The following is a 19,442-nucleotide window of genomic DNA, read 5'->3' as shown; positions in this document are numbered from 1 at the left end:
TATGGACAGTCAAATCATCATGGAAAGCGCAGGGCGGCTCATAAGCATGGGGCTGTATGTGGTCACGTCGTTTTTCTTCTGCCGTATGCTCTGCTGTATCCTCCCTCAAAAAGAGGGACGTTTCTATGATATTCTCATTTTTATATCCGGCATTTTCATTCCCGGCATGGTCATTGACCCTGAGGACATGTTCAATGTCACACTGGATCTGGTCTGGCTGCTGCTTCTGACGCTTTTTTGCTTTAAAGGCTCTGTAGTCTCCAAGTTCTCTGTGACGGCTGTCATCTATCCTCTGATCATTGCCCTGAACTTCCTGGTATCCGACATTTCCCTGAGCATCTGGCTTGCCAGCGGGAAGAGTTTCCCGGTAGATCTGGCAGTCACTCTCCTGGACGGCTGTATTCACATTCTCTTCTGGTATCTAATCTACAGAACCTTTGTCAGCAGAGTCCGGCAGGCCAGCCGACTGTACAGCCGCAATACCTGGATTCTTCTGGGAATCATCTGCCTTGCCTCCCTTGTGAGCATCACAGGGTATATTTATTATCCCCCGGAGGAGACCTATAAAATATGGCCCTGCGCCATTGCCTGCATGGCAACTAATATAGGCAGCCTCTATCTGGCAGGGTATTTTGTGAATACCATTCAACAGGAAATGGAGCAGGACAACTTGAAGCTTCAGCGTGTTTATTATGAAGAACTGGAGAGAAACCAGACAGAAATACGCAGATTCCGCCATGATATGAACCACCAACTGCTGGTCATCCGGGATTTGTTTGACCGGGAAGACAGGGAGGCCGCCCATGCCTATTTTCGGGAACTGGAATCCCAGATAACGCCCAAAAACCGGTGCTTCTGTAAAAACAGCGTTCTGAATGCCGTACTGAACGCCAAATACAGCCAGGCTGAAGACAGCGGCATTGACTGCTTTTTCCACATTGATCTGCCGGAAGTCACAGCCATTGACCAGGTCAGCCTGTGTTCCATATTCGCCAACACATTGGACAACGCCATTGAGGCCTCACGGAAAATACCTGAACCGGAAAAGCGCAGCATTTCCGTCAAGGCCAGAATAGCGGACAACGGATTCTTCAGCTATGAGATCAAAAATGAAAAGCGAAATAAAGTCCTCATGGAAAAAGGAAACTATATCTCAGATAAGAAAAACAAATCCGAACACGGCCTGGGTCTCTCCAATGTACAGAGGACTGTGGAAAAATACAATGGAACACTGCACATTTCCTATGATGATACCTCTTTTACCGTGGTCATACTCATCGGAAACGCTCTGTAGCTAATCCACATCCGCCCGCAGCCTCTCAATCACGCTTTCCTTCTGTGTCATCTGATAAATAAGAGGCGGAACCATAACACATACCGCGATGATGACCGCAAATAAGATCAGGTTATAGAGGACAGGCAGAGAGTACCCCATATTGTACACCTTTACACTCTGGAAGACTATATAACTAAGGGGCAGTCCCACGGCCATAGAGAGCAGGATAGACAGTATTCCGTAACCAAGTCCCTCCTGGACCAATACCTTCCTTATCTGCCCCGGCGTCATGCCCAGGCTCTCCAGAGTGGCAAACTCCTTTGCCCGGTTCTGGACACCGGCTGCCATCATGTTGATATAATTCAGAATGGCGAGCACTGCCAGGATTATGCCCAGTCCGCCGCCCAGGACTTTCACCTGCTGCTCCGATGACTTCATCTCCTGGTACCGGGTCAATTTTGAATCAAAGGAAATTTGTTTTTCATCCCGGAAGACACTTTTTACTGCTTTCTCCGTCTCTTTGTCATACGGCTTCTCATACTCTATCCGTACCACTTCAGTTAAAATATTATCCCCCATAAGTTTCTTCGCCAAAGTATTGCTGACCAGCAGATTCGGGCAATAGCCTCCGGAATATTCAGACGGGTCATCTATTACATTTCCTCCGTCCATACTGCTTTCTCCGGTTGCTGCAACAGTTATCTCATGCTCTTTCTCCGGCTCCTGACCATCCGGAAGGAAAAAACGAATTTTTTTTCCTACTGCCTCCTCTGCAGATGCCCAGAATGGCACTGCGATGGCAGTCTCTCCCTTTTCAAAGGCTTCCTCGTCTAAATTCCCTCCCAGAGTATCATTTATCTTCCGGAATTCCTCGGGACTGATTCCCACGAAACGCCCGTCGAATATGCAGTTTAACGCACGCGGATCTTTTTTGTATTCCTCTATATCTTTTTCATAGTCCCCCGGTGAGTATCTGCTCTGATATAGTCTTTTATAATACGGACCTAATAACTCCTCCTGATATGGGACAATCATCTGTGCCGTAGTCACCGGCCTTATCTCCTTCACGCCCTCTATGGCGCGGATCTCATCCAGTCTCTCTTCCGTAATAAGAGGCAGTTTTTCTTCCAGGGTTGTCTGATTATTAACCGTAATATCACACGAACGGATCTGATTCAGGATATTTTTCGCGTCATTTCCCCTGATCACTGCATTGACACAGAGAAATACAGTCAGCACTACGAAAAAAGAGCCCAGGATCACGGCGGCCTGCTTCCTGTCCCGGAACATATTCCTGCGGGCCATGTCCTTCAGACCTCTCTCCCGCTCCTTCTGCTTCTCCCTGCCTTTTGTAAGCCCCGTGTAGCTGACAGCTTCAATGGGGGAACACTCCCCTGTGATAACAGCCGGTTTTCGGCAGCCGGCAATGACTGTAGCTGACGAAAACAGGGCCGCTCCCACGTAAATAAGAGGATGTACCGTAACAATCTTCATTCCTGACATTCCGGGGTCTATCAATCTTAGCGCCGTGGGGATGAGTCCGGCCGAAACCGCTGCTCCAAGCGCCATCCCAACCGGTATGCCCATACAGGAATTCCAAAGCGCCTGAAGATAGACCAGACGTTTTAACTGCACAGAGGTCATGCCCAGAGTCTTAAGCTGCCCGTAATACCGAATGTCCTTTGAGACAGAGATATAAAGCGTATTATAGACAAAGAGATAGCCGCTTATAAGAATCATCACAAGCAGTCCCCCAACGCCCACTGCCATCCTGATAAAATTCTGCATAATATGGTCATCTGCTATGAGCATCTGCCTGTCCTGCAAATCCAGGGGTTTCTGTATGTTCATAATATCTTTCGCGGAATAAAGAGATTTCTTTAAGGTGATCTTCAGCACTCCCTGGGTAAAATCTGTCTGCTTCACACCTGTCGTCTCATAAAACGCCTGTGACACATAGCCATACTGCTTTCCGGAATAGTCCCTGTAATATCCGCTTAAAATAAACGTTTTGCTGATATTTTGCTGTGCAGACACCGGATCTTCCAGCTCCTGTCTCTCGGGGTCCTCGGCTAAAGAATAGTAGGTGAGGGGTAATTCCATTCCGATCTCCGGCTCCTTGATTCCCATGTCCTCCAGAGCTGCAGTGGAAAGTACCAGTTCCTCCTCTTTTTTCGGATAACTCCCTTTAAAAAACTCGTATGCCGGAATGCACTGCTTTTCCCAGCAGGTATCGTCCACCCAGTAAAGCCTTGTTTTATCAAGGGATACATCCCGGTATGTCTCAGCAATGGCACATTTGACAGCGACTCCCGCATACTTTACGGATTCCATATCCCTTACCAGCTCCACCTGGTCTGCGCGGGGTTCCGTCAGTTCCATGTCAAAATCCATTCCGTTCATGCGGATAGCGCGCTGGGATACGGCATCCCAGTAACTGATACCGATTCCCAGCACTGCCGTTATCAGAAATGTAGTGAGGATAACTGCAAAAACAGTGAGCGCATTCCGTTTCTTATTTGCCCTGTAAGTCCTCATTGCCACAGAGGCGATGATTTTCCGATTGTTCACCTTCATCATACAACATCACCTCCGCAGATTCTTCCATCCTCCAGACGTATGATCCTGCCTGCCATCTGGGCGATTTCCTCGTTGTGGGTGATCATGACCACCGTCTGGCCCAACTGCTCGCCGGATACCTTGATGAGTCCCAGGACGTCCTGGCTGGTGCTGCTGTCCAGGTTGCCGGTTGGTTCGTCAGCCAGGATAATGGCCGGCTTTGCTGCCAGCGCCCTGGCAAGGGCTACCCTCTGCTGCTGCCCGCCGGAGAGCTGATTCGGCATGGCAAACTTTTTCTTTCCCAGACCCAGCATCTCCAGAATATTGTCCACGAATTTCCTGTCGGGTTTGATGCCGTCAAGCTGGATGGGAAGTATGATATTCTCGTATACATTCATAAGCGGGAGCAGATTGTAGTTCTGAAATACAAACCCGATCTTTCTGCGCCTGAATATGGTCAGCTCATCCTTTGTCATACCGGATATGTCCCTGCCGTCCACGATCACCGTTCCGGATGTGGGCACATCCAGACCGCCCAGCATGTGGAGTAAAGTAGATTTCCCGCTCCCGGACCTGCCTACAATGGCTATAAATTCACCTTTTTCCACCGTAAGGCTGATTCCGTCCAGTGCCCTGACTGTTGCGTCTCCCAACTGGTAATATTTCCTCAGATTTTCCGTAACCAGTATTTCCATATGAAAAGTCCTCCTCGTTCTTGATTCCCCTACAATATAACAGAGAAAGCTTTCCACATCCTTTCTCAAATATGACAAGATTGTAATATTCTCAATTTATTCTCAATTCCTTCTCAGATAAACAGAAAATTCCGCTCCGCTGCCCGGTTCTGATTTTACCTTGATGTAACCTCCCTGCTTTTTTATGATTTCCCGCACAAGATACAGACCGATTCCAAGGCCTTTTTCCCCGGATACTTCCGGGGATCGGTAGAACCTCTGAAAGATCAGTCCCTGTTCTTCCTCACATATGCCGATTCCCTCATCCTTCACACGAACACACAAAAAGGATTCATAGGGGACCGACAGGACACGGATCACAGACTGGGCCGGTGAATACTTCACCGCATTGTCCAGAAGGTTGACCAGTGCCTCCACAGTCCATTTCATATCAAAGAATGCGCTTTCCGGGGAAGACTCCGCCTCTATGACAATCCCCTTTTTCAGTGCCTGCATCTCCACAGCCTGACATGCCCTGGCGATCAGCTCATCCACGGGAGATTTCTCCACATGTACGGCGATCATCTCTGTTTCCAGATAGGAGGAACGCACCAGTTCCTTCATAAAAAAGTCCAGCTTATCGGCCTGTCTGTGAATCTGGGAAGCCATTTTCCCCGCCTGTTCCGGAAGCTCCTGTTCCTCCAGAAGACCTGCATAGAGCATAATATTCGTCAGGGGCGTACGTACCTGATGGGAAATGTCTGAGATCAGTGCCTTTACCAGATTCCGTTCTCTGTCCGCCTGTTCACAGTTCATCCGTGACATCTCCACAAGCTGGTTCAGCCGCTGTATGACAGCAGAATCCATAGATTCATCATAACTGCACTCCTGGATGGTTCCGCCGATTGCCCGGTCAAGCTGCTCCAACACTGTGTCCATCTGCCTTCTGATACGCCTCCGGTACCGGAAAGTATAACCGGCAGCCCCCGCAAATGCAGCGCAGGAAAGGACGACGGCAGATATCAGCGCCCCGCTCATAAGGAGTTCTCCCACTGATATCCTTTTCCATATACGGTCTTGATATGCTCCGGTTTGGAGGGATTATCCTCCAGCTTATCCCTGAGGCGGCGGATTCCGACAGAAAGAGCATTGTCCTCCACATACTCCGTACCGTCCGGCCACACCCACTCCATCAGGCGTTCCCGGGTCAGAATCTGTCCCGGATGAAAGACCAGCAGATATAAAATGCGCTGTTCTGTCCTGCTCAAATCTACGGGTATCCCGTTCTTTAAAAACTCCATGGTTGCGAACTGAAAACGGAATGGTCCCTGTGCATAATCCGTCTCCTGTTCCGGGGCCGTCCTCCGAAGAAGCGCCCGTATCCTTGCCCGCAGGACCATGGTTGAAAATGGTTTTGTGATATAGTCATCCGCGCCGCATTCCAGCCCCCGCACAATATCCAGCTCCATATCCCTGGCAGTGAGGAGGATAATGGATACCTTGCTGCTCTTCCTTATCTTCCGGCACAGTTCAAAGCCGCTGCCGTCCGGCAGGTTCACATCCAGTATGAGCAGATCAAATGTCTGCTGACGGAACTTTTCCTCTGCCTCTTTTATGGTACTGCAGATCGTGAAGGAAAAGTCATCACTCATGAGTGCCATCTCCATCCCCGCTGCCAGATCTGCGTCGTCTTCCAGTATGAGAATATATTTCAAGTTTTTTCTCTCCTTTCTTATGGCAGAATGTCTGCTGTCTCAGCCGCCAAAAAGGTACACGAAAGAATCGCATACCTTTATAACGTCAATATAAATTTTAAATACTTTCCTTCTTTTGCAGCCGTCAGCGTACCTCCCATTTTCTCTGTCAGACATTTGGCGATGGTGAGTCCCAGCCCTGTGCTTCCCTGGTTTCTGGAACTGTCCGCAGTGTAAAAACGCTCAAACAGCCTTCCCGCTGTCTCCTCTGACATTCCCTCCGCATCGTTCGTAAAAGATATGACTGCCCTGCCGCCCTCTCTATCCAGGCGGACGGACAGCTCTCTTCCGGCATATCTGCATACATTCTGCAGAAGATTCTGGAACACGCGCTCTAACCCGTCCTTGTCTGCCCGGACATTCACCGGCCCCTCCATAATATTTATGTCAACCAGAAGATTCCTGGCAGTCAATTCCGGATAGTAATCCACAATGGTCTCTCTGAGAAGACGTGCAATATCCACATGTTCCACCCTGGGGGTGTAGTCTTCCCCAGAGAACCTGGATAACTCATAGAACTGGCCCACAAGCTGCTGCAGAAAGCGGGCTTTTCGTTTTACCACCTCCAGTGCCTCCCGGTCCTCCGGGTCCAGAGCTGTTTTGTCCATAATATCCAGATATCCGATCATGGAGGTAAGAGGCGTGCGCAGGTCATGGCTGATATTTTCAATCTGTCTCTGGAATTCCTGCTCTCTTTTGGCATATTCCAGGTGCTGCTCCCGAATCTTCCTGAGCGCATCATTGATGGTAACAAGAAGTTCCTCCATCTCTCGGTCAGGCGCAGGCAGCTTCAGCACCCGGTTGGCCTCCAGTTCGCCGCTGATTTCCTTCAGCGCACGATTGGTCTGTCTGACTGCTCCTGCCATGGTTCTGCAGCGCAGGAAAAAATACAGAGAAGCCAGACTCAGCAGGCCTAACACGAAATACAGCAAACTTTCCACACCCCTTTCCTTCACACAGTTCGGACAATCCCTATCAGATTTACTTTTTCCTGCTTACTAAAATACCCGCTGCGCCAAAGATAAGAATCCCGGCAGCCCCTGCTATAATGCATTTTGTCAGTCCGGAGGGAGTATCCCACAGGCAGTGGTATCCTGACATATTGGCACTCACCTCAAAGCGGAAGATGTTCCAGGGCATCCATCCAGCGATCTTACGCAGAATTTCCACCTTAAACCCCGCATAATAACAGATGACAGGAATCACATTCATAACCGCAAACCAGACGATCGCAGCCACCACATCCTTTTCAAAAAGGGTGAGTAAAGCCACACCCAGAATCACAGCCGCAAAGGCACTGGGCATTGCCGCTCCGATTCCCCCTGCCATCTTTCCCACAGGCTCGGCCGCGGGACCACCCAGCAGCAGATAGGCACTTCCCACGTAAAAGACCAGGATAACTGCCATACAGCAGAGAGCTGTGGCGATACTGACAACACATTTTCCGATAAAAATATGTGTCCTTGGAATCCCATAAGCCACCACGTTCTTCAAAGTACCGTTTTTTCTCTCATCACCAAACAGCAGCGCCGCTACGACAAAACCCGATATAAACAGAATCTGCAGATTAGCGATCAGATTATTCAGTGAAAAGCTCATAAGGCCGTATGGAAAATTTGTAATATTCTGATTGCTTATATACAGCACCAGATTCATCAGCACCAGCAGCCCTGATGCGATTCCTGCTGCCACGTACATTCCCCTGCTGTGTGTAATGCGGTATCCCTCACCTTTTATATAATTAAGCATATTTCCGCCCTCCGTTCTTCAAATCCATATAATACTCCTCCAGCGTCACCTGTCTTCTCTCCAGCCTTGAGATATCCATCCGGTTCTCGCTGGCAAGGCGGCTGTACGCGCCGATATCCATCATGGGATTGACAATATGAATGGTCTTGTCCGGAAGGACCTTGTAGCTTTCCGTGTGAAATTTCTTTTCCAAAACAGCAGTATACCGCTCCGGTTCTGACACATTGATCTCAATGTAGTCCGAACACTTTTCTTTTATCTCCTCCGCAGTGATCTGCTCAGCCAGTTTTCCGTCCGTAAGGAACCCATAGACTGTGGCAAGCTGCTCCAGCTCTGTGAGTATATGGCTGGACAGGATAATGGTAATATTCTTCTCCCGGCTGAGCCGCTGCAGCAGATTCCTGATCTCTATGATCCCGCTTGGGTCCAGGCCGTTGATCGGTTCATCCAGGATCAGCAGCTCCGGTTCACCGATCAGGGCAATGGCAAGGCCAAGCCGCTGCTTCATGCCCAGGGATAAATCCCTGCACCGCTTCTTTTTCCGGTCAGCAAGCCCCACCAGCTCCAGGACTTCATCCACTGCCCTTTTGCCCGGAACCCCTTTTAATATCCGGTAATACTCCAGATTCTTCTCCACGGAAATCTGGGGATAGAATCCCGGCGCCTCTATGACAGCTCCGGTCCTTCTCCTCTGTTCCTCCATATCCTTCCGGCTGTGGCAGCCGAATAAGGTAAGTTCCCCTTCATCCGCATAAATATGGCCTGACAACAGTTTCAGAAATGTAGTTTTTCCTGCCCCGTTGTCCCCTACCAATCCGTAAACGGCTCCTCTTTTTACAGTTATGTCAACCTTATCCAGTGCAGTAAAACTGCCGTACCGCTTGGTGACTTTTCTCGCTTCCGCTGCATATGCTGTCATATCTTTTTCATCCTTTCCTGAACTTATCTCTTCATGTGGCTATATTATAATCGGCCGCTTTTTAATAAGTCTTCAAGAAACTTTAAAGAAATCGTAAAGACGGATTCACGCCATTTTAAATCCGATGCCCCAGACTGTACGGATATATTCCGCCTCCGGGTCTATGGCTGCTATCTTTTTCCTGATATTACTCACATGGACATTGACGGTGTTATCCTCCCCGTAATACCCGTTTTTCCATACCTGTTCATAGAGGCTTTCCCTGGAAAATACCTTCCGGGGCTGCTGTATCAGAATACACAGAATCTCATATTCGTATCTGGTCAGGGAAATCTCCCTCTGCTTTACCGTGACGGTTCTGGATGCCTGATCCAGTATCAGGTCTTTATACGTGTATCGTTCAGATTCCGTTCCGGCACCCGGACTGCCGCAGCGCCGGAAAGCAGCCATGACGCGTACCAGCACCTCCTCCGGCTCAAAGGGCTTTGTGATATAATCATCTGCCCCAAGCGTGATGGTCTCCACCTTGTTCTTAAGGGCAGTCCTGGCAGACAGGACAAGGATTGGAATCTGCAGTCCCATCTCCGTACGCGCCATTTTGATAATCTCCTCCCCGCTGATTCCAGGAAGCATCAGGTCCAGCATGATCATGTCCGGCGTTTCCCTCTCAAGCCTCAGCTGTGCCTCTGTTCCCGAATACGCAGCCGTTGTCTCATATCCCGCCTTCGCAAGAATTCGGCACAGCAGCCTGTTTATATCCGTGTCATCCTCTATCACTAGTATTCTCTGCATAAAAATCTCCTGGTACTTTATACTTTATCAAGGATTATAACAGATTCCTCAGTAAACATCAAAGAAACTTCCCTCAGGTTTGCAGCCTATTCCCTATTCCTCCACTTCTATTTCCAGGCCCTCCATGTGGTGTTTTCCCATCTTGTGACGAGCCTTTCTGACCTCCACAGTGTCAAATATAATGGAGAAATCATAGTCCTCAGGATAGAGTTCCGCAGCTGCCACCTTCAGCCTAAGCCGTTTATGGCTGATGAGCATCTTTTCATTTCTGAGCTGTACCAGGACATTTCCGTTCTTGTCTGCCGGTTTCACCACAATTCCGATCTTTTCATCCGGCAGTATGGTCACACTGTCGCCTCTGGTAAATTTACGCACAGCGTCCATGCTGTCCCTGACCACGGCTGCTTTTTCAATACGCGGCGCGTGAAGCTTTTCCAGCCTGCTGCTGCCGCCGTGCAGGTGCATATTCTGAATCAGAGCCTCACTTCTCTCCCCATATGCCTCCCTGGCTGCAGAAGCCAGCATTTTGTCCGGAAATCCCAGTCTCTTTGCAATATACAGGGCACAGCTCTCCCCCGCCTCTCCGACTTTCAGCCGATACAAAGGCTTCAGGCTGTCTCTGTCAAACTCCATTCTGGCATTCTGCACGTCCCCGTACCTGTCCGCGTATTCTTTCACCTCAGGATAGTGGGTGGTGACCAGAAAGAGAGCACCGCTCCTGCGCAGTTCCTCCAGTATGGAAATGGCGATTCCCATTCCCTCCTGAGGATCTGTTCCGGAACCCAGTTCGTCCATGATCACAAGGCTGTCCGGTCTTACCCGTTTTAAAATGTCCAGCACATTTTTAATGTGGGCTGAGAAGGTTGACAGATTATCCGAAATATTCTGCCCGTCACCGATATCACACAGGATCTGGTTCTGCATACATATATCGGCTTCCCTGCAGGGAACGTGCAGGCCCGAGCAGGCCATTGCACTCATCAGCGCCACTGTCTTGATAGCCACCGTCTTACCTCCGGTATTCGGTCCCGTAATGATCACGCCGCGGATTCCCCTGCCGATCTGAAAGTCCAGCGGTACACAGCTCTCCTTCTCCAGCATGGGATGTCTGGCGCCTTTCAGCTCCATATACTGTTCCAGGTTGATCTTCGGTTCCACGGCATCCATTTCCAGGCTCAGTTTTCCCTTGGCAAACATGAAGTCCAGCTTTTGGATGACCCGGATGTCCTCCATCAGCTCTGCTTCCCTCTCAGCAGTCATATTGGTGAGAGTGTACAGGATTTTCCGCTCCTCCGCGTCCTCCTCGATCCTGTATATTTCCAGCTCCTCCCGAAGGTTTGCCACTGCCTCCGGTTCTATGAACAGTGTGGCGCCTGTGGAAGACTGCTCCACAACGCTGCCCGGAACCATGGACCTGCACTCTTTCTTCACAGGGATACAGAATCTTCCGTTTCTGGTGACTACAAAGGAGTCGTTCAGATACTGCCTGTTGGTTTTCAGTGCCCTCTCTGCCCTCTCACTTACTTTTTCCTCCAGGATCTGAATCTGTTTTTTGATATCTTTTAAATAGGCGGAGGCATAGTCATCCACTCTTCCGCCTCTGATACAGCGCTCTATCTCTTCCTGCAGTTCCTCAGGAAAGGCCAGGTTTTGGTTATAATAGGCAAGGCTGATCCGTCCCTCCTCACCTCTTAGCAGATAGGATTTCAGCCGCCGCACGGCACTCAGGAACATGCCGGTCTCCTCAAGCTGTTCCGGCAGGAGCATATCACCTCTGACCGCCTTCTGCAGATATTCCTCCACATGCTCCATGGCCGGTATGGGCGGAGTTCCCGCCAGCTCTATCATAGCTCTCGCCTGGGTGGTATCCCGCTGCTGCTTTCTCAATTCCGTCTCTGACAGGATGGGAACCATTTCCATGATTCTGTTTCCCGCATTCTCTGTGGCGGCGCATTCTTTTAATTTTTCTAATATATGATAATATCCAATTGTTTCCAATGATTTTCTGCTCATGTTTTTTCCTCTCTAAAAAAGACGTAACCGTTCCGACAAGCTGAACACAGACCCGTCTGAACTATTACAAAAAGACCACAGATACATCGCCCCGAACGGGTATACGACTTCTGTGGTCTTCCATGAGAAAAATCCATACAGCAGCGCAAAAACAAGCCGCCTTCAAAGCAGCCAAGCACTGTATTCTCTCCATCATTCCAATATATTTGAAGTGTATGATAAGGGTTCGTAAGCGAATGTATCAGCCATCAGGGTACACTGATACAAGGATAGGGTATCAGAAAAAATGATATACTATCCCTACAGATTATTCGATTATTCTGTAATCTCCACTACGGAAACCCTCAGCACAAAGACACCTCATTTCTAAATTGATATTTATTTACTGTAACTGTTCAGCGGCCTTACAGTTACGGGCAGACCTGCTGAATCGTTACTGTTCTTCCTGCATTATAACCGCCGGACGCGGCTTTGTCAAACCTGAAATCTGTTATATTCACGATAACAGTCCCTGCAGAGAATCTCATCCCCCTGCAGATGCATCATATTTTCCGATGCAGTCTCCCCGCAGCGGGAACAGCAGATGGATTTGAAGATCCTTGCATTTTCCGGCAGTGCAATCTTTGTCTCCTTTACATCAAACATTTCCTCAAAACTGCACGCCTGATAATACCGGAAGGATTCCCCTTTGCTCAGGCCTTCCGGGCGTGGTTTCAGAACCAGGCGTACGGATTTGCCGGTATCTCTGTTATAGAAGGAAAATGCCTGCTTTCCGCACATATGAAAGAGCAGATTCCCCTTTCCCACACTGCATCCCAGTATTACCTGAATGGCATCCACGCCGCAGGCGTCATTTTCTGAAATACACACAAGCTGTTCATCCCGGGAGACACAGCAGTCTTTCCCCATCTTAATGTCCAAAAGTTCCATGGCGTAAAGAGCTGCCTTATAGCCAATGGTAAGGCCGCCGCACTCATGACCATGAAATTCCACACATTTTTTCCAGATATTATCGTTCATTTTTCTCCCTTTCTATGAAATATCCTACCGAAGCGTATTCTGACTCTTATCTGCCGAAATACTCCCTCTGCTATCTCCTGCCTCTCTCTTTTCCCGGCCCTGCTGTTTCCACCTGAAGAATTCTCCGCCTTGGACCTGTATCCTCCACCTTTACCCTCTGGGTGATCAAAAATCCCACAGCGGCAAACACAACGCAAAGCCCCAGCGTGGGTCTCAGTCCGATCCTGTCCATGAGAAACCCGCCCGCCAGATTCCCCACACAGCTTCCCACTCCGACTGTCACCATACCAAAGATGGTCTGTCCCACGATCCTGTCCTTCTCCTTCAATTCCTGGTTGATGAAGAACACAGAGACCGGTGTAAAGATACCAAAGGACAGTGACTGCAGCGCAAATCCCAGAAATGCCACCGCCAGATTCGGCGCCAGAAAAATCACCAGCGGACGAAGAACAAAGAACACGCTGCTCAGCTTCAGCAGTTTCTTACAGGATATCTTACGGATGAGATAATTGCACAAAAACATGGCGGGCATCTCACTGGCTGCACAGAAGAACGCTGCGATCCCGAAGGTACCGTCCGTTCCCCCAAGCTCACGCACGATATTGATCATATAGGTACCGAGGATGGAGCTTGTCATATAGCAGATTCCGAACCCGGCTACAAACAGCAGCAGAGGCCTGTTTCCCCTGAGGATCTCCATCACACTGCTGGACGGCTCCTGTTCTTCCCTGACCACGGAAGATTTGGGGTCCTGCATGGAGAGCACCACCACAAAAAGCAGAAATTCCATACCTGCAAAGGCAAAGGTGAGAATCCCCGGATAAAAATGTTCCACAAGCTGCCCCAGGATCACGGCGCTGACAGCATAGCTGACTGAGCCAAGCCCTCTGGAAATGCAGAAATTCACCTCGTATCCCTGGTTCATGTATTCCATTCCCATTGCCGTGATCAGCGGCGTAATAGAGTTGTACAGGGTGTTCAGCACAAGATACAGCCCTACAATGGCCATTTTCGGCAGGGGTACCGTCCCCAGGACAAGATACCCCGCCGTCACTGCCAGTATGATCAGCAGGATCATTTTCTTTAAGCTCAGCCCCCGGACCTTTTCCACCACTCCGGCCAGAAACGGCTGCATCCATATGCTGATAAATGCCGCACCGCCCACGGACATTCCCACAAGCGTGTTGGATAATCCCTTATACTGCAGAAACACCGCTGCAAATCCCATGATCGCGCAGCTTGATACCCAGTAAAAACACTGAAGCAGTGTATATTGATGACGCACCTGCACACTCTTTATCCGTTTCATCTCATCCTTATCCTTCCGATCATCATGCATCTTTCACCCTTTATATACCAAATGCTGACAATCGTCAATAGAAAAAAGAACTAAAGAAATGGAGAAATTTTTGTTAGTTTACCGAAGGGATTCTACATCAATATCCGCTGATAAAACCGCCTGATTCAACGCTTCACTGTCTGCGCCCTCTTCTGCTGCCTGTACCCACAGATCCATGTCATCGAAAACATAAATTTTAAGTTCCGATATATCCATTCCCCGGACAGCATTCACAGATTTCCCGTAAAATTCCGCCGTGGGTGTCAGTCTCTCCCCGTCCTGATTAAATATGATGGTTTGACACTGCTCGTATGTCCGGCCCATCTGCTCAGCAAATTCTTCATATGTAATGCCGAAATCATCCGAACCTCCTGTCTTTTCCCTCATAACAGATTCGTACTCTTCCCTGGTGATCTCTCTCTCCGTATAGGGCGCGTCTGTATATGTGATCACCTGATACGGCGATACAAATACTTTATTCAGGCTGTATCCGTTTTCCTCTTTGTTTACAGGTATCTCCTTTACTGCCTCCGTGTCCACTTCAAACGGCAGTTCCAGGCTCCACGCACCCTGAATCTTATGGAAAGCTGATATGTCCTCCGCATCTGTTTCATTGATATCATCATATCCGACCATGGAAAGCTGAAGTTCAAGAGTACCTGCCTGCAGGTCCTGTTCCTCCAGATCCAGCTTCAGCATGCCCACGAAGGTATTGTCATCCACAATATTTCCTTCCAGGTTATTGTTCATCAGCCTGATTTCTTCCGCACTGTCAGAGAGCTTCCAGTCTCCCTCCAGATACAGGATATTTCCGGGGATGTTGTTCAGTCCTCCCTGCTCCACATCCACCTCTGCCGTCACAAATACGGAAAGCCCGTCACAGTAAATCTCCGATGCGGTGATTGTCACACCTGCATCCTGAACCGTATAACCGGAATCAGCGGGAATTGTGCCGTCAGCCTCCTCCCTGGACAGGACTTCCGCCTTATCACTGTAATCTCCCGAAAACGTGGACTGCTGCTGAACCTGTTTAAAAATTTCACCGAGGATCGGTATTCTGGCCGCAAATGCAGGGTTTGCAAAGCAGACTGTTGTCACGGTAACGGCCGCCGCTGCTGCTGCCGCTGTATATTTTATCCAATTTCTTTTGCCGGGTTCCCGTTTTCCCTCTTTCTCGGGAAGGTTTGCAAGTGTCGCTGTATATCTCTTCCATACCTCTTCCGGAACCTTTGTGTCTTCCCTGAGACCTTCGATCATATTATCAAAATTTTTCATATCAGATACCCCTTTCCAATCCGCAGTGTACTGCTTTTTTCTGAACATCCGGCATACTACGGGGTGGCTCCCCGCTCATGTTGTACTGCTGTTCCAGCTTTTCCCTGGCTTTCGCCAGTCTGCCTCTCACTGTGCTCTGGTTTATCTGGAGGATTTCCGCGATCTCCCTCGTCTTGAATCCCTGCACATAGTATAAAATGACTACGATCCGGTATTTCTCATCAAGACTGTTCAGGAAATCCCTCCACTCCACATTTGCATAGCTTTCATCCTGCGCCCACGCCTCCGGCAGGGATTCCTCTGAGACCAGTCTCTTCCTCTGCCGGTAAATGGAATTGCAGTGATTGATCAGAATTCGTGTCAGCCAGGTTGCAAAATACTCATCCTTTTTCAGAGTATCTATCTTCTCCCAGCATGTAAGGGCTGTCTCCTGCATGGCATCTGCCACATCCTCGTCATTTTTCAAAATGGCTTTGGCCGCCTTATATAAAGCAGGCCCCTGCTGCTCCATAAGTTTCTGGAACGCGGCTTTGTCGTGCTTCTTGGCCCTTTTGATCAGTAATATGTTCATACTCATCCCCCTTTGTGGAGTCCGGAGCTCCTGTTCGCTTTGTACACTTATTAGATGGGCGAGGCGGGGATTTTGTCCACCCGGGTATCTGATTTTTGAAACAGGCGATCATGCCCTGCAAATTTTCACTGATATCTCTTATATAATATCACGTATCAAAATGTGTTCCCTTTTACGAAATTTCCAGCTTTCCCTGTCCTGCGAATGCTCAATTAAAAATTCTATGGCATCTCTGTAATTTTCCTCTGCGCTCTTCTCAATCAGCAAAAGTCCTTTTTCCCTGTCCTGCTCAAATTGATATTTTCCATAGTAACAATACAATCCATAATCGTAATCAGCCATATAAAGCCCCGCTTTCTGCGCCTGCTCCAAATAACCCGCTGCCTCCTTCAGATCCATCCGGTTTCCGGCATCTCTGAACAAAAGTCGTGACAGGTAACAGGCTGATACCGGATCCCCCTTCTGAGCCGCCTCCTCCAGATAATCATATGCCTCCTCGGTTCTGTTTTTTATACTGCAGATACAGCCTGCGAGTCTTGCACAGGGAATACTGCCGCATGCATATCCCTCCATGGCTGTCTCCTCCGCTTTTTCATAGTTTTCCTGAAAAAAGAAACCTTTTGCCTTTTGATAACAGGAAAACCCATACTCCTCCTTCTTTACAGCCTGTTCCTGGGTTCTCTTTACTTCCTGCAGTGCTTCTCTATATTCTTCCGCATTTTGAAATCTTTTCTTTGGATCTGCGGATATCATCTTAAGCACCATTTCTTTCCACCCGGCAGTCCCCAAAACAGGAGGCGCCGGCTGTTTTTTCTCCATCAGAGCCTTCAGACCGGAATAGGGATACCGCATCCCATTCAGGACATAGTATAGCACCGCGCCCACAGAATATATATCACAGGTAAAATCCGATTCTCCTCCCAAAGCCACTTCCGGGGCACAGGTGCCAAGGCTCCCAAGCTGTGTTACTACCGTCGCATGGGTCAGCTCCCTTGCGATTCCAAAGTCTCCCAACTTGAATTCGGGTTCTTCCCATCCGGTCACAAAGATATTTTCCGGCTTAATATCCCGGTGGATTACATGGAGTTTTTCCATAGCGTCCAGAACAGCACACATATCAGAAGCCAGCTTCCATAAATCTCTCAAGGATATGTATCCTTTACCTATGATTTCCTCCTTCAGCCAGCAGGGAAACGTTTTAAGATATTCCATTTTCAGTGCCAGATAAGCGCTTTCCTTTCCGGCAAATTCCCGGTAATCATATATTTTGACCACATGAGAATTTTCTGCCAGAAGTTTCATGTACTCAGCTTCCTCCCGCAGATGCTTTTGGTATATCTGATGTTCTTCTAATTTCATGATTTTCAGAGCATAGATGTCCCCGTCTTCTGAAAGCACAAGATAAACCTCGGCAGACTGTCCGCATCCAATCTGTCTGATCATTTTCTCATTTTCTTTCAGCACACCTTCCTGATAAAGCATGGCCCTCATATCTCTCATTGCAATATCCATAAATTCTCCTTAATCATTTCCACCATAACCGCTGCATCTACAGCAGCTGCAGAAACAGTTCCAAATCTTCCTCCGGTTCCCTCAGTTCCAACTCACGGATTCTTCTCTTTACATAATCCGCTACGGATTCTAACTCCCCCTCTTCATAAAACTTTTCTATATCAGGGGCACCGGATTTCTTTTTCTGCACCAGCACATCTTCAATATTCTGGAAACTGCACGCTTCTTCATTCCATACAATATCCGGACAGCACCGATCGATCAGCTCTTCCAGGCCGGCAGTAAGCTTTCTTCCGGCATCACTGAACAGAACAGAATCATTCAGATACAAATCTTCCAGGACAAAAATCACCGCTGATTCTATCCTGTCCTTTGGACACAGGGCTTCCATCCCGGCAAGCTCTAACATGCGGTTAATATCCTCCACCGGCATAGTCAGATGAATGCCCATGGCAATCAGAAGATTTCTTCTGGGGACAATACCTTTTCGCTTTAAGTGTGAAAAAGCATTGTTATATGCATTTTTCAGTTTTTCATCGTCCACCAGACTGTTTATATTGCGCTCCTCCAGTTTAAAGTACTCTTCCAGGAACTTATAAAGCTTACGGTTTCTCCCTTCAAATACTTCCATATGTTCTTCCAAAAACTTCTTAAACTCCTGATCTCCCATTACTTCAAGAAGCGCTGCATTGAGCTCAAAGGTTTTCTCTTCCGTCCCATCCAAATGCTTCTGCTCCGGCTCCTTTTCCTCCTGCATTTTCCTGTATTCCTCCATATAAAATTCATACATGGAATAATCCTTTTTATTGTGAATCAGGTAAATAAAGATGGCATCTTCAGGATTCTTAACATATAGTGCGGGATATTTTGCATTTCTGGTAAGCAGCCGGTTAATCTGCTCCAGCTGAAATCCCCAATACATGCCAATTCCCACAACCTGTTCCCGTTTTGTGGGAATTTTCTGTTTCCACTGTCTGGCAGTATTGCGGGTAACTTTGCAGTAAGCCGCAAGTGCAGCGATCGTACCGTTTTTTTCTTCCATCCAATAAGCAAATACATCTGCCCACACGGTCATCGCATCCTGATGTTCCTCCATCAATTTCAAAAAGTTCTCGTTATCTTCGCAGCGTTCCAGAATATCTCTGAATGCCATAGTCCTAAGTTCTTCCATAAAATCCTCCTTGTATTATACTAGAAATTCCATTTCTATTGAATTTCCAGCAGCACTGCCGTGACATTATCCCCGGCCCCTTTCTTGACTGCCTCTTCCGTCAGCACATCCGCCCCACAATCCTGCTGCAGAAGCCCTAAAATCTCCTCCGGCTCTATCTTATCCAAAAGACCATCTGATGACAATAAGAGTTTATCACCTGCCTGATATTTATTTCTGCTGTAAAACAAATGGTCCACAGACACTCCGGAATCATCTCCCAGGTAACCGAGAAGAAGGTTCCTCTCGCGGCTTTCTCTGTATTCTTCCCGGGATATTGTCCCTTTTTTTAGTTTTATTCCCGCCATGGACTGCTCCTCACTCAGCATGGTAATTTCACCGTTTCTCACCAGAAATATGGGGCTGTCCCCTATATTAAATGCCTCTATAGTTCCGTCCAGGTTCAGCATCACCAGAGCAATGGTCGTTCCGCCTCTGGCCTGTCTGCACCTGTAATAATCCACGATTTCCTGGTTTAGCCTGCGTATCTCTCCGGCAATATCCATTGGCGTAAAGGGCCTCTTTGCCTCCCGTAAAAGTCCTTCAAAATATTCTACTGCCTTACGGGACGCATCCTGCCCATACTGTTCTCCCCCCATCCCGTCACAGACTATGTAGATCTGCTGTTTTGTTAATTCTGATGTCCCTTTATAGCAGAATTCTCTGCTCTGATCGCTTATTTTCTCTGTATCAATCAGAAAATCATCCTGATTTTCCGACCTGCCTCCCACTCTGGAACTGGCTGATATTTTAACACTGTTAATAGTCTTCATAGTCTC

The 19,442-nt window shown here is 48.4% G+C and carries 17 protein-coding genes; 1 reads left to right on the top strand and 16 read right to left on the bottom strand.

Annotated elements, in window-relative coordinates:
* The first annotated feature begins 1 nt into the window (after position 1).
* Positions 2 to 1,294: a sensor histidine kinase gene (locus WMO65_RS15780; RefSeq protein ID WP_148391881.1), complete on the top strand. Its 1,293-nt coding sequence runs from the start codon at positions 2 to 4 to the stop codon at positions 1,292 to 1,294.
* On the opposite strand, the gene WMO65_RS15775 is transcribed toward WMO65_RS15780, so the two are convergent.
* The 16 genes from WMO65_RS15775 to WMO65_RS15700 form a co-directional block, all read right to left on the bottom strand.
* On the bottom strand, positions 1,295 to 3,856 hold the full coding sequence (locus WMO65_RS15775; protein ID WP_148391880.1) for an ABC transporter permease: 2,562 nt from the start codon (positions 3,854 to 3,856) through the stop codon (positions 1,295 to 1,297).
* Positions 3,853 to 4,530, bottom strand: coding sequence for an ABC transporter ATP-binding protein (locus WMO65_RS15770; protein WP_148391879.1), 678 nt, complete (start codon positions 4,528 to 4,530; stop codon positions 3,853 to 3,855). Before WMO65_RS15770 ends, WMO65_RS15775 begins: the two co-directional genes overlap by 4 nt.
* Before the next feature lie 102 nt (positions 4,531 to 4,632).
* Positions 4,633 to 5,547 (bottom strand): sensor histidine kinase, encoded by a 915-nt coding sequence (locus WMO65_RS15765; RefSeq protein ID WP_148391878.1) that lies wholly within the window; start codon positions 5,545 to 5,547, stop codon positions 4,633 to 4,635.
* Complete coding sequence (locus tag WMO65_RS15760) at positions 5,544 to 6,224, bottom strand: response regulator transcription factor (RefSeq protein WP_033139926.1); 681 nt, start codon at positions 6,222 to 6,224, stop codon at positions 5,544 to 5,546. Before WMO65_RS15760 ends, WMO65_RS15765 begins: the two co-directional genes overlap by 4 nt.
* Before the next feature lie 77 nt (positions 6,225 to 6,301).
* Positions 6,302 to 7,204 carry a sensor histidine kinase gene (locus WMO65_RS15755; RefSeq protein WP_148391877.1) on the bottom strand — a complete coding sequence of 301 codons (903 nt, stop codon included), beginning with the start codon at positions 7,202 to 7,204 and terminating at the stop codon, positions 6,302 to 6,304.
* 40 nt (positions 7,205 to 7,244) lie between these two features.
* Entirely contained in the window at positions 7,245 to 8,012 is a 768-nt protein-coding gene (locus tag WMO65_RS15750; RefSeq protein ID WP_148391876.1) for an ABC transporter permease, read from the bottom strand.
* A complete protein-coding gene (locus tag WMO65_RS15745) occupies positions 8,005 to 8,931 on the bottom strand; it encodes an ABC transporter ATP-binding protein (RefSeq protein ID WP_033139928.1) in 927 nt (308 codons plus the stop codon). The genes WMO65_RS15750 and WMO65_RS15745 overlap by 8 nt, the downstream gene beginning before the upstream one ends.
* Positions 8,932 to 9,036: 105 nt before the next feature.
* Positions 9,037 to 9,723 carry a response regulator transcription factor gene (locus WMO65_RS15740; RefSeq protein WP_033139929.1) on the bottom strand — a complete coding sequence of 229 codons (687 nt, stop codon included), beginning with the start codon at positions 9,721 to 9,723 and terminating at the stop codon, positions 9,037 to 9,039.
* Positions 9,724 to 9,816: 93 nt separating this feature from the next.
* Positions 9,817 to 11,736 (bottom strand): endonuclease MutS2, encoded by a 1,920-nt coding sequence (locus WMO65_RS15735; RefSeq protein WP_148391875.1) that lies wholly within the window; start codon positions 11,734 to 11,736, stop codon positions 9,817 to 9,819.
* Positions 11,737 to 12,210: 474 nt separating this feature from the next.
* The gene (locus WMO65_RS15730) at positions 12,211 to 12,756 is read right to left on the bottom strand and encodes an FmdE family protein (RefSeq protein ID WP_148391874.1); all 546 of its coding nucleotides are present in this window, start codon (positions 12,754 to 12,756) and stop codon (positions 12,211 to 12,213) included.
* A 70-nt stretch (positions 12,757 to 12,826) separates the two neighbouring features.
* On the bottom strand, positions 12,827 to 14,065 hold the full coding sequence (locus WMO65_RS15725) for an MFS transporter (protein ID WP_187370546.1): 1,239 nt from the start codon (positions 14,063 to 14,065) through the stop codon (positions 12,827 to 12,829).
* 108 nt (positions 14,066 to 14,173) lie between these two features.
* The gene (locus WMO65_RS15720; protein WP_187370545.1) at positions 14,174 to 15,370 is read right to left on the bottom strand and encodes a DUF4179 domain-containing protein; all 1,197 of its coding nucleotides are present in this window, start codon (positions 15,368 to 15,370) and stop codon (positions 14,174 to 14,176) included.
* A gap of 1 nt (position 15,371) precedes the next feature.
* Positions 15,372 to 15,941 carry an RNA polymerase sigma factor gene (locus WMO65_RS15715; protein ID WP_033139934.1) on the bottom strand — a complete coding sequence of 190 codons (570 nt, stop codon included), beginning with the start codon at positions 15,939 to 15,941 and terminating at the stop codon, positions 15,372 to 15,374.
* Positions 15,942 to 16,079: 138 nt separating this feature from the next.
* Positions 16,080 to 17,453 carry a protein kinase domain-containing protein gene (locus WMO65_RS15710; RefSeq protein ID WP_148391871.1) on the bottom strand — a complete coding sequence of 458 codons (1,374 nt, stop codon included), beginning with the start codon at positions 17,451 to 17,453 and terminating at the stop codon, positions 16,080 to 16,082.
* Positions 17,454 to 17,490: 37 nt separating this feature from the next.
* Entirely contained in the window at positions 17,491 to 18,624 is a 1,134-nt protein-coding gene (locus WMO65_RS15705; protein ID WP_033139936.1) for a hypothetical protein, read from the bottom strand.
* 35 nt (positions 18,625 to 18,659) lie between these two features.
* Entirely contained in the window at positions 18,660 to 19,436 is a 777-nt protein-coding gene (locus WMO65_RS15700; protein ID WP_187370544.1) for a PP2C family protein-serine/threonine phosphatase, read from the bottom strand.
* Positions 19,437 to 19,442 lie beyond the last annotated feature (6 nt).

Source organism: Blautia caccae (genome assembly GCF_040095955.1).
In the GTDB taxonomy this organism is placed as follows: domain Bacteria; phylum Bacillota; class Clostridia; order Lachnospirales; family Lachnospiraceae; genus Blautia; species Blautia celeris.
This window is presented reverse-complemented; position numbering and strand designations above follow the sequence as displayed.

What these genes read in the sequence shown, in the direction of transcription:
- WMO65_RS15730 (WP_148391874.1), bottom strand. Translation starts at nt 12,756, where the DNA reads ATGAACGATAATATCTGGAAAAAATGTGTGGAATTTCATGGTCATGAG.
- WMO65_RS15725 (WP_187370546.1), bottom strand. Translation starts at nt 14,065, where the DNA reads ATGAAACGGATAAAGAGTGTGCAGGTGCGTCATCAATATACACTGCTT.
- WMO65_RS15770 (WP_148391879.1), bottom strand. Translation starts at nt 4,530, where the DNA reads ATGGAAATACTGGTTACGGAAAATCTGAGGAAATATTACCAGTTGGGA.
- WMO65_RS15765 (WP_148391878.1), bottom strand. Translation starts at nt 5,547, where the DNA reads ATGAGCGGGGCGCTGATATCTGCCGTCGTCCTTTCCTGCGCTGCATTT.
- WMO65_RS15715 (WP_033139934.1), bottom strand. Translation starts at nt 15,941, where the DNA reads ATGAACATATTACTGATCAAAAGGGCCAAGAAGCACGACAAAGCCGCG.
- WMO65_RS15775 (WP_148391880.1), bottom strand. Translation starts at nt 3,856, where the DNA reads ATGATGAAGGTGAACAATCGGAAAATCATCGCCTCTGTGGCAATGAGG.
- WMO65_RS15745 (WP_033139928.1), bottom strand. Translation starts at nt 8,931, where the DNA reads ATGACAGCATATGCAGCGGAAGCGAGAAAAGTCACCAAGCGGTACGGC.
- WMO65_RS15740 (WP_033139929.1), bottom strand. Translation starts at nt 9,723, where the DNA reads ATGCAGAGAATACTAGTGATAGAGGATGACACGGATATAAACAGGCTG.
- WMO65_RS15700 (WP_187370544.1), bottom strand. Translation starts at nt 19,436, where the DNA reads ATGAAGACTATTAACAGTGTTAAAATATCAGCCAGTTCCAGAGTGGGA.
- WMO65_RS15735 (WP_148391875.1), bottom strand. Translation starts at nt 11,736, where the DNA reads ATGAGCAGAAAATCATTGGAAACAATTGGATATTATCATATATTAGAA.
- WMO65_RS15705 (WP_033139936.1), bottom strand. Translation starts at nt 18,624, where the DNA reads ATGGAAGAACTTAGGACTATGGCATTCAGAGATATTCTGGAACGCTGC.
- WMO65_RS15710 (WP_148391871.1), bottom strand. Translation starts at nt 17,453, where the DNA reads ATGGATATTGCAATGAGAGATATGAGGGCCATGCTTTATCAGGAAGGT.
- WMO65_RS15780 (WP_148391881.1), top strand. Translation starts at nt 2, where the DNA reads ATGGACAGTCAAATCATCATGGAAAGCGCAGGGCGGCTCATAAGCATG.
- WMO65_RS15750 (WP_148391876.1), bottom strand. Translation starts at nt 8,012, where the DNA reads ATGCTTAATTATATAAAAGGTGAGGGATACCGCATTACACACAGCAGG.
- WMO65_RS15720 (WP_187370545.1), bottom strand. Translation starts at nt 15,370, where the DNA reads ATGAAAAATTTTGATAATATGATCGAAGGTCTCAGGGAAGACACAAAG.